The organism is Pasteurella multocida (assembly GCF_900187275.1).
Lineage (GTDB): Bacteria > Pseudomonadota > Gammaproteobacteria > Enterobacterales > Pasteurellaceae > Pasteurella > Pasteurella multocida.
This window is the reverse complement of the sequence record NZ_LT906458.1, coordinates 541,278-553,663: the sequence shown is the minus strand read 5'-3', so window position 1 is coordinate 553,663 and position 12,386 is coordinate 541,278. Positions and strand designations below refer to the sequence as shown.

Below are 12,386 nucleotides of genomic sequence, written 5' to 3'. Positions count from 1 at the left end.
GGCTTAGCTGTGATAAAAAAAGAGTATCAATAAATCTTGATACTCTTTAGAAATCACTTTTTCCTGTCACAGATTATTGATTGACAAATTTCTCGCCTAATTCAATATCCGCACGTAATGTTTCTAACATTGCATCTAATGCGTGTTGTTCAAATGCACTCAATGGTCCTAATGGCAGGATTTCTTCAACCCCTTCTTTACCTAAACGAACAGGCTGAGCAAAGAAACGGGCATATTTGCCATCACCTTCCACATAAGTACATTCAACTACATTTTCCCCATTTAAGCCTTTAACTAAAGAAAGTGCAAAACGTGCTGCGGCTTGTGCCATGGATAACGTTGCTGAACCACCACCCGCTTTTGCTTCGACCACTTCGGTACCCGCATTTTGAATACGTTTTGTTAATGGTGCAATTTCCGCTTCATTCCACTCTGCGTATTGGACTTGAGAAAGTAATGGAAGAATGGTGACACCAGAATGCCCACCAATCACAGGCACTGTCGTGCGCGCTGGCTCTAAATTTTTCAATTCTGATACAAAGGTTTCAGAACGAATAATATCTAATGTGGTTACACCGAATAATTTACGCTTATCGTAAACACCCGCTTTTTTCAATACTTCAGCCGCAATTGCTACTGTCGTATTCACTGGATTAGTAATAATCCCCACACAAGCTTTTGGACAAACTTGCGCAACTTTCTCAATTAAGTTACGCACGATACCGGCATTAATATTAAATAAATCAGAACGATCCATACCCGGTTTACGTGCAACACCTGCAGAAATTAATACTACATCAGCCCCTTGTAATGCAGGTGTTGGATCTTCACCGGCAAATCCTTGCACTTTTACAGCTGTTGGAATATGGCTGACATCCGCAGCAACACCTGGTGTCACGGGGGCAATATCATATAATGATAACTCTGAACCGGCTGGTAATTGTAATTTCAATAATAATGCTAACGCTTGACCAATACCACCTGCGGCACCTAGAACTGCAACTTTCATTTGCTACTCCTTATGGGTTAATAAACTAAATACCTATGATTTTAGAATGAACCACAACCAATTTCAAATAAAGAAATGCAATAGTGAGATCTAACTCAAATTTTCACAAAAAAAGCCTCTTATTTGCATAAAAACAAAACAAGACGGCGGAATTCATTTGCATATTTATGCAAATTTATGCAAGATCATTGCATTATCTGGTGAAAGGAACCCCCACTATGAATTACGAGAAACAAGATAACTTACTCAATGCCTTTAAAGATCTTCTTGCCCAGGAACGATTTGGCTCACAAAGCGAGATTGTACAAGCCTTACAAGAGCTTGGTTTTACACAGATTAACCAATCGAAAGTCTCACGAATGTTAACCAAATTTGGCGCGGTCAGAACACGCAATACCCGCATGGAAATGGTTTATTGCTTGCCAAATGAACTCAGTGTGCCAAATACCAAAAGCCCACTGAAAAATTTAGTTCTAGACATTGATCACAACCATTTTGTTGTCGTAATAAGAACGACGCCTGGTGCAGCCCAATTAATTGCGCGACTGCTCGACTCGATTGGTAAAGCCGACGGCATCTTAGGAACAATCGCAGGTGATGATACGATTTTTGTCACCCCCACTTTAGATGCCAATATTGCAGATTTAATCAAAAGTATCCGAAATTTATTTGAAAGCAGTATATAACACAATGATAGTGGGGGCTTAACATGAATATTTTAATTACCGGTGCAACAGGATTAATTGGCTCCCACCTAACTTCGCAACTCATCAAACACGCACATGGGGTCACCGCATTGGTTCGAGATCCTAAAGCCGCCAAACAGAAGTTACCTGCTTCTGTCACACTCATTTCTTCTCTTGCACAATATACAACGCTAGATACCTTCGATGCAGTTATTAATCTCGCTGGCGAACCTATTTTTGAAAAACGTTGGACAGCCCAACAAAAACAACGTCTAGTAGAAAGCCGCGTCAATTTAACGGCACAGTTAGTACAACGAATCAATGCCAGTCGCACCCCACCGCATACCTTTATTTCAGGCTCAGCCACTGGTTATTATGGACATAAAGCAGAAGAAATCATCACGGAAAACGCGCCAGCAACAGATACGTTTCCAAGCCAACTGTGCCAACGTTGGGAATCAGAAGCGTTATGCGCCAAAACACGAGTTTGTTTATTGCGTACAGGGATTGTCCTGAGTAAAACAGGCGGTGCTTTAGCGAAAATGCTCCCCCTCTATCGTTTAGGGCTTGGGGGAAAGTTAGGTTCTGGCAAGCAATATTGGGCATGGATCGCACTCGACGACATGGTGAAGGGCATTTTATTTTTATTAGAAAATCACCAATGTCAGGGCGCCTTTAATTTGGTTTCCCCTAATCCAGTTCGTCATGTTGAATTCAACAACACCTTAGCGAACATCCTTAAGCGACCTGCATTTGCCACTGTGCCTGAATTGCTTCTCCGCTTTTTCCTCGGCGAACGCACACAGTTACTTTTAGATAGCCAAAAAATTGTGCCCGAAAAACTTCTCGCTCAAGGATTTGTCTTTGATTACCCTGAATTAAAATCCGCACTTCAAGCAATACTCAAATAAAAAAGACCAAGGCGATTATGCCTCGATCTTTCGTTATTTTTATTTTGTTTAGTCTTAAAAAATTGAGAACGCCAATACAACAATTAAACCTAGCGCCAAAGCAACTGTCATCATTGCATAACCAAATTCACTCATTGTTACCTCTACGGATTAATCAAATAGAGTTCCATTCTATCAATAAACCGATATGAAATAGAAGTCTCTTTCAACATTTAAAAATGAAAATTGTGATGTTAGACAAATATTTCTCATCTATTACTTAACCAATTGTCATTCACTCTTTATAATGAAATCCATTTGTATGGAGAAAAAGAATTATGGCAACAATTAAAGATGTCGCAAAAATGGCTGGGGTGTCCACCACCACAGTTTCGCATGTAATTAATAAAACCCGCTTTGTTGCAGCTGAAACAGAAAAACTGGTATTGCAAGCAATTCAAGAACTCAACTATTCCCCTAGTGCGGTCGCACGTAGCTTAAAAGTCAATACGACAAAATCGATTGGCATGATTGTCACCAGTAGTGAAGCCCCTTATTTTGCAGAAATCATTCACGCGGTGGAAGAACATTGCTATCGCCAAGGTTACTCACTGTTTTTATGTAATACACAAAATAACGTGGAAAAAATTAAAAACCACCTTGAAATGCTGATTAAAAAACGCGTCGATGGCATCTTAGTCATGTGTGCAGAATATACTCAAGATTCACTCGATTTATTAGCGAATTTCACCTCTTTGCCACTGGTCGTGATGGACTGGGGACCAGATAATAAACATACTGATATCATTCAAGATCACAGTTTTGAGGGCGGTTATCTTGCCACAAAATATTTAATTGATCACGGGCATAAAGATATCGGTATTATTGCAGGTGAGCTTACGAAAACGACAGCCAAAACACGCTATGAAGGTTTCATTAAAGCGATGAATGAAGCAGGGCTAAAGATTAATCCTGATTGGGTGATGGAGGGATTCTTTGAGCCTGAGGATGGTTATGAGTGCATGAATAAAATCTTGGCACAAGACACTCTCCCGACGGCTGTCTTTTGCTGTAATGATGTTATGGCGTTAGGGGCAATTTCCGCAATCGGTGAAAAAGGTTTACGTGTGCCAGAAGATATTTCAATTATTGGTTATGATAATATTCACGCTTCACGCTTTTACTCCCCACCTTTAACCACCATACACCAATCAAAATCCCGTTTAGGTGCTCGTGCGGTGACCTTATTATTCGAACGCATTAATGAAAAATCTGAAGAGCGTGCCGTCATCGAAATGCATCCTGAACTTGTCATCCGTAAATCAGTCAAATCTCGCCTTTAACGTCCATAATGCCCTTATTTTTTTCACAATATAAGGGCATTAATATTTAACGCCATTCATTAAAAAATATTCAATAAAAAATCTAAAAAATTGATTAAAAACAAAAGAAATCCACTTATTTCCATTTTTTTATTTTATGAATTAATTATCATTGATCTTTCAAAGTATTTTTGTTTATATCTTGCTTAGTCGAGGTATTTTACCTTTCATTCGTTGAAATCGAGGATTATTCAGAGAGGCTTTTTATGATTCAGCAGTATTCTACTATGCGTAATAATATCAGTATGTTAGGGCGTTTTTTAGGCGAAACCATTAGTGATGCACAAGGTAGTGACATTCTGGAGTTAATTGAAAACATCCGTGTCCTTTCACGTAACTCCCGCCATGGGGATGATCAAGCACGTAATGCGTTATTAAACACCTTAGCGACTATCTCTAACGAGAACATTATCCCTGTGGCTCGCGCATTTAGCCAATTCCTCAATCTAACCAATATTGCTGAACAATATCAGACGATTTCTCGTCACCACCACGATCATGTTGCCTCTGAGCGTTCTATTTCAGCCCTTTTTAAACGCTTAAAAGCGCAACAGGTGCCCAAAGAAAACGTCATGGAAACCGTGCAAAAATTATTAATTGAACTGGTCTTAACGGCCCATCCCACTGAAGTAACGCGTCGTTCCCTAGTCCATAAACATGTCGAAATTAATAAATGTTTAAGTAAATTAGAACATACTGATTTAACCGACGCTGAGCGTAAAGCCATTGAACGCCGTTTATTACAGTTGATCGCACAGGCTTGGCATACCAACGAAATTCGTACCCAACGTCCTACCCCCTTTGAAGAAGCAAAATGGGGATTTGCCGTCATAGAAAACAGTTTATGGCAGGCGGTGCCTGAATTTCTGCGCCATTTAAATACCAGTGCGGTCGAATATTTTGGTTTTCATTTACCCGTTGAACTCAATCCAATTCGTTTTTCCTCTTGGATGGGAGGCGATCGTGACGGGAATCCTTTTGTCACCGCTGAAGTAACCCGTCAAGTATTGCGCTTAGCCCGTTGGAAAGCTGCCGATCTCTTTTTAACCGACATTCAAGCCCTATCTGATGAACTTTCGGTAGTAAAATGTACCCCTGAATTCCAAGCCAAATACGGCTCACATGTGGAACCTTACCGCACTGTTGTAAAAGCATTACGGAGCAAGCTTACTGCAACACTAGCCTATTACGATGATCTCTTAGCTAACCGTACACCACGTGTTGCTGAAGAAGACATCATTACGCAAGATGCGCAACTTTGGGAACCGCTTTATGATTGCTATCAATCTTTACAAGCCTGTGGCATGCGCATCATTGCTAACGGATTATTACTCGATTGTTTACGCCGTATTCGTTGCTTTGGCGTAACACTTTCTCGCTTAGATATTCGTCAAGAAAGTACCCGTCATGCAGAAGCGATTGCGGAAATCACACGCTATATCGGTTTAGGCGATTATGCGCAATGGAGTGAGAGTGATAAACAAGCCTTTTTAATCAAAGAACTGAGTTCACGTCGTCCATTATTACCAAGAGAATGGCAACCTTCTGCCGCAACGCAAGAAGTGTTGGATACCTGTCGTGTCATTGCTGAACAGCCTGAAGGGGTAATTTCTTGTTACATTATTTCTATGGCAAAAACGGCCTCAGATGTGCTTGCTGTACATTTATTACTGAAAGAATCTGGCGTGCCTTACCATCTCCCTGTGGTGCCGTTGTTTGAAACCTTAGATGATCTTCGCGCCTCAGAACAAGTCATGTCCGAACTCTTCAATATTGGTTGGTACCGTGGTGTCATCAATAATAAACAAATGGTGATGATTGGTTATTCGGATTCTGCCAAAGATGCGGGGATGATGGCGGCCTCTTGGGCACAATACTGTGCACAAGAAGCCTTGGTCAACCTCTGCGATAAATGCAATATTGAACTCACTTTATTCCATGGTCGTGGCGGTACCATTGGACGCGGTGGGGCACCTGCCCATGCGGCCTTACTTTCACAGCCGCCTCGCTCATTAAAAAATGGATTACGAGTCACAGAGCAAGGAGAAATGATTCGTTTTAAATTAGGTTTACCCGCCGTTGCCGTAGAAAGTTTGGGCTTATATGCCAGTGCAATTTTAGAAGCCAATCTCCTTCCCCCACCAGAACCTAAAGCACAATGGCGGACAGTGATGGATGAGCTGTCCACTATCTCTTGCCAGATTTACCGTGATGTCGTACGGGGTGAAAAAGATTTCGTGCCTTATTTTCGTGCAGCGACGCCAGAACAAGAATTATCCAAATTACCTTTAGGCTCGCGCCCCGCTAAACGTAATCCAAATGGCGGTGTAGAAAGCTTACGCGCTATTCCATGGATTTTCGCCTGGATGCAAAACCGCTTGATGTTACCCGCTTGGTTAGGGGCAGGCGCCTCTCTTCGTCAAGCGATTGAAAAAGGACAAAAAACCGTTATTGAAGACATGTGTAAAACGTGGCCATTTTTCTCCACGCGTATTGGAATGTTAGAAATGGTCTTTAGTAAAACGGATACTTGGCTTTCTGAACATTATGATCAACACTTGGTTGACCCCGCACTCTGGTATTTAGGCGAATCTTTGCGTGAGCAATTAAAACAGGACATTCAAACGGTCTTATCTCTTTCTCACGAAGATCAATTAATGTCCGATTTACCTTGGATTGCAGAATCTATTGCATTACGTAATGTGTATACTGATCCGCTCAATTTGTTACAAGTGGAACTTTTACGCCGGTTAAGACGTAATCCTGACAATCCAAATCCAGATGTGGAACAAGCGTTAATGATCACCATTACCGGTGTCGCAGCCGGTATGCGTAATACGGGTTAAGTCAAACAAAAAGCCACAGTCTTGTTACTGTGACTTTTCTTTTCTCAACTAAGTGCGGTGAAAATCGTTTAGTTTTTACCGCACTTTTATGTCAGCAAGTGCTTTTTATTTCACTGGCTTAATCTTCCAGATTTTTTCAGCATATTCCAAGATAGTGCGGTCTGAAGAGAAATAGCTCATATTGACAATATTTTGCAAAGTACTGTCAATCCACGCGTTTTGATCTTGGTATTTCGCATCCACGTTTTGTTGCATATCCACATAACTACGGAAATCAGCAAATGCCTGATAGTAATCATGGTATTGTAATGACTGCAACAACTGGTGATAACGGTTCGCATCCGTTGGTGAGAAACGACCTGAAACAATTTGATCAACCACTTTACGCAATTCTTCATCATTTTGATAATAGTCAAATGGACGGTATCCGTGACGACGTAACGATTCCACTTGTTCAACCGTATTACCAAAGATAAAGATATGGTCTTGACCCACATTATCTAAAATTTCAACGTTTGCCCCATCTAATGTACCAATCGTGAGTGCACCATTTAAGGCAAATTTCATGTTACTTGTCCCTGACGCTTCAGTACCCGCTAATGAAATTTGTTCTGAAATGTCTGCCGCTGGAATAATCAATTCCGCCAAACTGACACTATAATTAGGAATAAACACCACTTTTAAACGACCTTGTAAGCGTTCATCGTAATTAATGATATTCGCTACGTCATTGATTAAATTAATGGTTTGTTTTGCAGCATAATACGCAGATGCCGCTTTCCCCGCTAAAATAAAGACACGAGGTACCCAATCTTTCTCTGGGTTTTCTAACATCGCGTTATAACGAGCAATAATATGCAAGACGTTTAAAATTTGACGTTTGTACTCATGAATACGTTTCACTTGCACATCAAATAAGGCATTTGGATCAACTTCCACACCTAACTCATTTTTGATGTAATTGGCGAGTTTGACTTTGTTATTATATTTGATTTGCGCAATGGATTTTTTCAGTTCAGGATCTTGCACTTTGTCTTTTAACAAGGTTAATTGACTTAAATCACGGCGCCATTCTTTACCAATGTATCGATCAAATAATGCTGATAATTCTGGGTTAGCGACACCAATCCAACGACGTGGTGTAATCCCATTAGTCACGTTAGTAAAGCGTTCTGGGTAAATACGCGCAAAATCCGCAAAGGTTGAAGTGACCATTAATTCAGAGTGAATTGCCGCCACGCCATTCACTTTATTCGACCCTACCACAGATAACCAGCCCATACGCACTTTACGGTGATCGCCTTCTTCAATTAAGGAGACACGACGGATAAATTCCGCATCGGTTGAAACATAGGTTCTGACATACTCTAGGAAGTAGTCATTGATCTCAAAAATCATTTGTAAATGGCGAGGTAAAATATGAGCCATCATTTCGACTGGCCATGTTTCCAACGCTTCTGACATTAACGTATGGCACGTATAAGAGAACACACGACGAGTAATGTCCCATGCTTTCTTCCATTCGTAACCTTCTTGGTCAATTAAAATCACCATTAATTCCGGAATGGCTAAGGCAGGGTGAGTATCATTTAAATGAATTGCCACTTTGTCTGCAAAGTTTTCCATCGTGTTATGAATACGCTTATGGCGATAGATAATGTCTTGTAACGAAGCAGAAACTAAGAAATATTCTTGACGCAAACGCAATTCACGTCCACTCCAAGTCGAATCATCAGGATACAATACGCGCGAGATATTTTTACTTAATGTGCGATCTTGTACTGCAGCAAAATAATCGCCTTTATTAAAATCTGCTAAATCAAAACGATCCCCCGCATAAGCACTCCATAAACGTAGTGTTGCGGCTGAATCATTCGCATACCCTGGAATCATTTGGTCATACGCTAAGGCTTCAACTTCTTCTTTGCTCGTCCAAATACATTTTTTACCTTCAAAATGAATGCCGCCACCAAAACGAACAGTATGACGTTTCGAAGGACGAATAAACTCCCATGCGGCGCCTTTATCTAGCCAAGCATCCGGCTTTTCCACTTGGTGACCATCTTCGATTTCTTGCTTAAACATACCGTATTCATAACGAATACCGTATCCTACACCAGGTAAAGCTAGGGTCGCGATAGAGTCCATAAAACAAGCCGCTAAACGCCCTAATCCCCCATTACCTAAACCCGGATCAACTTCTTTTTCTAATACATCTTCTAAGTTGACGTTAAGTTCAGATAAGGCTTGCTTCGCGACGTCATAAACGCCTTCTGCGAGCATCGCATTAGACAACGTACGACCAATTAAAAACTCCATTGACAGATAATAAACACGACGGGTTTCTTCACTTCTTGATTGACGTGCTGTCGTAATCCAACCTTCTGTCACAAAATCACGTACCGCATATAAAGTGGCATTCAACCAATCACGTTGACTGGCTTCTTTCGGTGATCGACCAATTGAAAAAATCAATTTATAAACAATACTTTTTTTCAACGAGTCAACGGTAATTTCAGGGCGATTATAGAGAAAAGGTGAATCAAAGTTATCCATAATCATAATTTATTTTACACTCCTAATTATTTTAGAAAACGGTGCAATTTAGTCATTTTTGACTAAAAATGCAACAATTTTTTATCAAAAAAATAACAACAGACCAAAAATTTACACACTTCAATCTATACTAGTTGAACGATAAAAGACGTTGATATAGGGCATGATAACCCGTCGCTGAAATTTGCCAGCTAAAATCTTGTTCCATCGCGACGCTACGCACCGTAAACCAAAGGCGCTGTTTTTGCCATAACGCAAAGGCATTTACTAAGGCTTGGCGTAATGCCTCACGGCTTGCTTGCTCAAATACAAATCCTGTCGCTAGTCGTGACTTGATGTTTTCTACTGTCGCATTTACCACGGTATCCGCCAAACCACCGGTGGCTCTGACTAACGGTAAGGTGCCATATTTCAAACCGTATAACTGCGTTAAGCCACAAGGCTCAAAACGACTTGGCACTAAAATGACGTCACCACCTGCAATCATTAAATGAGATAAGGCTTCATCATAGCCAATTTTCACCGCAATTTGGTGTGGATATTGCTGGGCTAAATGTAAGATACCGGCTTCTAAATGCGGCGATCCTGAACCTAAAATCGTTAATTGCCCACCCTGTTTTACAATTTCTTCGGCACTGTCAATTAACAGATCCACCCCCTTTTGCTCTGTTAAACGTGTCACCATCACAAATAATAACGCGTCCGGATCTTGTGGTAAGTTAAAGTAAGCTTGCAATGCCTCTTTGTTTTTACGTTTACCCGTCATGGCTTTTAATTTGTAATGATGCTCAATGTACGCATCATGATTTGGATGCCAGATTTGATCATCCACACCATTTAAAATCCCGACTAATTTCCCTTGTGAATTTAATGTGGTTAATAGCCCTTGTAAGCCATACCCAAATTCAGGGGTGGTGATTTCTTTTGCATAAGTTGGGCTCACTGCCGTCACCGCATCAGAATAATAAAGTCCCGCTTTTAAGTAAGAAATCTGACCGTGTAATTCCAATCCATCCACATGGAACATGCCAGCAGGTAAACCAATTTCAACTAAATGGTGATAAGCAAATTGTCCTTGATAGGCTAAATTATGAATCGTGAAAACAGATTTAGCAGGGCGACCTTTATTAAACAAATAAGCACTGGCTAATCCGGCATGCCAGTCATGTGCATGCACCACATCCGCATGCCACCAACTGTCTAATCCCGTGGCTAATTCCGCTGCGACCCAGCCTAATAATGCAAAACGTTTATAGTTATCGGCATAATCGTTATACCATTGATCATGGTAAGGATTGCCTTCACGTTGATATAAATGAGGCGCATCAATTAAATACACACCAAGACCTTTATATTCACCATAACGCAACACAATATGCCCTGCAAAATTATCAAATTCACTGACAACAGTCGTCTCAGGAATGCCCGCCTTAATTGCAGGATACGCCGGTAAGACAATACGTGCGTCAATTCCAATCTCTTTTTGTGCAAAAGGTAATGCGCCCATCACATCTGCCAACCCACCGGTTTTTAACAAGGGGTATAACTCCGAGCAAGCATGTAATACTTTCATTTTTTATTCCTTTGAAGATATTGCAAAAGAAAATACGGCGTACGACAAAACACCGTATTTTCTTAGATGCCATACTTAATTAATCAAGATGGGCTTCTGACGCCACTTCTTCACCATTAAGCTTCTTTAACATGGATGGTGTCACCAATACAACACCACCAGAGCTGACTCTAAAACGTTGACGATCAAGTTCTAAATCCACGCCAATTTCCATGCCATCTGGAATCACAGAATGGCGATCAATGATACAACGTTTTAATTTACAGTTTTTACCAATCGTCACTTGTGGTAACACGACGCAGTGATCAATTTGAGAACCTTCATTAATTTTAATCCGGTCAAATAAGACGGAATAACTAATAGAAGCATCTGTAATCACGCAACCACCAGAAATCAAGGAATTATCTACTGGACGCGCATTTTCTTTCTTATAGAAGAATTTTGATGGATAGGTTTGTACTGGGTTCCCACGAATTGGCCAACTTTGGTCATAAATATCTAACTGTGGATTTTCACACACTAAGTCAATATTCGATTGCCAGAAACTGTCTAATGTCCCCACATCACGCCAGTAAATTTCCCCTTCAGTATTGCGTCCCATGCACGAACGGCTAAATGGATGCGCATACAATACGCCTTCTTCTAATGCTTTTGGTAAAATATCTTTACCAAAGTCATGTGAGGTATAAGGTGAACTGACTTCACGTTCTAACACATCATAAAGATAATCCGCATCAAACACATAAATCCCCATGGAGGCGAGTGAAGTGTTTGGTTTACCGACCATCGCTGGTGGATCTTTTGGTTTTTCCACAAATGACTTCACTTTTAAGTTTTCATTCACTGCCATCACACCAAATTCCGTGGCTTTTTCACGTTCAACTTCAATACAACCGACTGTACATTTTGCGCCACTATGAATGTGATCCAATAACATTTGGCTATAATCTTGTTTGTAAATATGATCCCCAGCCAAAATCAGGATATATTTAGGGCAGTAATGATCACGAATGATCGCCATATTTTGATAAACCGCATCGGCCGTACCACGGTACCACGTTGAATCATCAATCTGCTGACGCGCAGGTAACATATCAATAAATTCGCCGCGCTCAGCGGGTAAGAATGACCAACCGTTTTGTAAATGACGTAGCAAAGAATGCGCCGCATATTGTGTCACGACACCAATGCGGTTTAAACCTGAATTTAAGCAATTTGATAATGCAAAATCGATAATCCGACGATTCCCCCCGAAATACAGTGCTGGTTTTGCACGTTTATCCGTCAACTCATACAGGCGAGACCCCCGACCCCCTGCCAGAATTAAGACTAACGTATCTTTCACTAACTCATATTTATTAGGCAATTTTACAATGCTACTATTCATAATGACCTCCATTATTGGGTAACGTTGCACAACCTCATATCAACAACCCTTATTATT

Annotated in this window: 8 protein-coding genes; 4 read left to right on the top strand and 4 right to left on the bottom strand. The window is 40.7% G+C overall.

The genetic code is table 11. The features are described from left to right. Positions 1-73 precede the first annotated feature (73 nt). On the bottom strand, positions 74-1,009 hold the full coding sequence (gene mdh, locus CKV69_RS02590) for a malate dehydrogenase (RefSeq protein ID WP_005751419.1): 936 nt from the start codon (positions 1,007-1,009) through the stop codon (positions 74-76). A 218-nt stretch (positions 1,010-1,227) separates the two neighbouring features. Between mdh and argR the strand changes: the two genes are divergently transcribed. From argR to ppc, 4 genes are all read left to right on the top strand, one after another. Further along, positions 1,228-1,695, top strand: coding sequence for a transcriptional regulator ArgR (gene argR, locus CKV69_RS02585; RefSeq protein ID WP_014325980.1), 468 nt, complete (start codon positions 1,228-1,230; stop codon positions 1,693-1,695). A gap of 23 nt (positions 1,696-1,718) precedes the next feature. Next, positions 1,719-2,606: a TIGR01777 family oxidoreductase gene (locus tag CKV69_RS02580; RefSeq protein ID WP_014325979.1), complete on the top strand. Its 888-nt coding sequence runs from the start codon at positions 1,719-1,721 to the stop codon at positions 2,604-2,606. 317 nt (positions 2,607-2,923) lie between these two features. Next, the gene (gene purR, locus CKV69_RS02575; RefSeq protein ID WP_005722015.1) at positions 2,924-3,928 is read left to right on the top strand and encodes an HTH-type transcriptional repressor PurR; all 1,005 of its coding nucleotides are present in this window, start codon (positions 2,924-2,926) and stop codon (positions 3,926-3,928) included. 245 nt (positions 3,929-4,173) lie between these two features. Further along, positions 4,174-6,813 carry a phosphoenolpyruvate carboxylase gene (gene ppc / locus CKV69_RS02570; protein WP_005726336.1) on the top strand — a complete coding sequence of 880 codons (2,640 nt, stop codon included), beginning with the start codon at positions 4,174-4,176 and terminating at the stop codon, positions 6,811-6,813. Positions 6,814-6,918: 105 nt separating this feature from the next. Here the strand turns inward: ppc and CKV69_RS02565 are convergent, their stop codons facing one another. The 3 genes from CKV69_RS02565 to glgC form a co-directional block, all read right to left on the bottom strand. Then, positions 6,919-9,375 (bottom strand): glycogen/starch/alpha-glucan phosphorylase, encoded by a 2,457-nt coding sequence (locus CKV69_RS02565; RefSeq protein ID WP_014325978.1) that lies wholly within the window; start codon positions 9,373-9,375, stop codon positions 6,919-6,921. A 124-nt stretch (positions 9,376-9,499) separates the two neighbouring features. Further along, a complete protein-coding gene (glgA, locus tag CKV69_RS02560; protein ID WP_014325977.1) occupies positions 9,500-10,942 on the bottom strand; it encodes a glycogen synthase GlgA in 1,443 nt (480 codons plus the stop codon). Positions 10,943-11,021: 79 nt separating this feature from the next. Continuing rightward, entirely contained in the window at positions 11,022-12,329 is a 1,308-nt protein-coding gene (gene glgC, locus CKV69_RS02555; protein ID WP_005722006.1) for a glucose-1-phosphate adenylyltransferase, read from the bottom strand. Between the last annotated feature and the right edge of the window lie 57 nt (positions 12,330-12,386).

Coding starts and splice junctions, on each gene's coding strand:
- mdh (WP_005751419.1), bottom strand. CDS start 1,009: ATGAAAGTTGCAGTTCTAGGTGCCGCAGGTGGTATTGGTCAAGCGTTA.
- argR (WP_014325980.1), top strand. CDS start 1,228: ATGAATTACGAGAAACAAGATAACTTACTCAATGCCTTTAAAGATCTT.
- CKV69_RS02580 (WP_014325979.1), top strand. CDS start 1,719: ATGAATATTTTAATTACCGGTGCAACAGGATTAATTGGCTCCCACCTA.
- purR (WP_005722015.1), top strand. CDS start 2,924: ATGGCAACAATTAAAGATGTCGCAAAAATGGCTGGGGTGTCCACCACC.
- ppc (WP_005726336.1), top strand. CDS start 4,174: ATGATTCAGCAGTATTCTACTATGCGTAATAATATCAGTATGTTAGGG.
- CKV69_RS02565 (WP_014325978.1), bottom strand. CDS start 9,375: ATGATTATGGATAACTTTGATTCACCTTTTCTCTATAATCGCCCTGAA.
- glgA (WP_014325977.1), bottom strand. CDS start 10,942: ATGAAAGTATTACATGCTTGCTCGGAGTTATACCCCTTGTTAAAAACC.
- glgC (WP_005722006.1), bottom strand. CDS start 12,329: ATGAATAGTAGCATTGTAAAATTGCCTAATAAATATGAGTTAGTGAAA.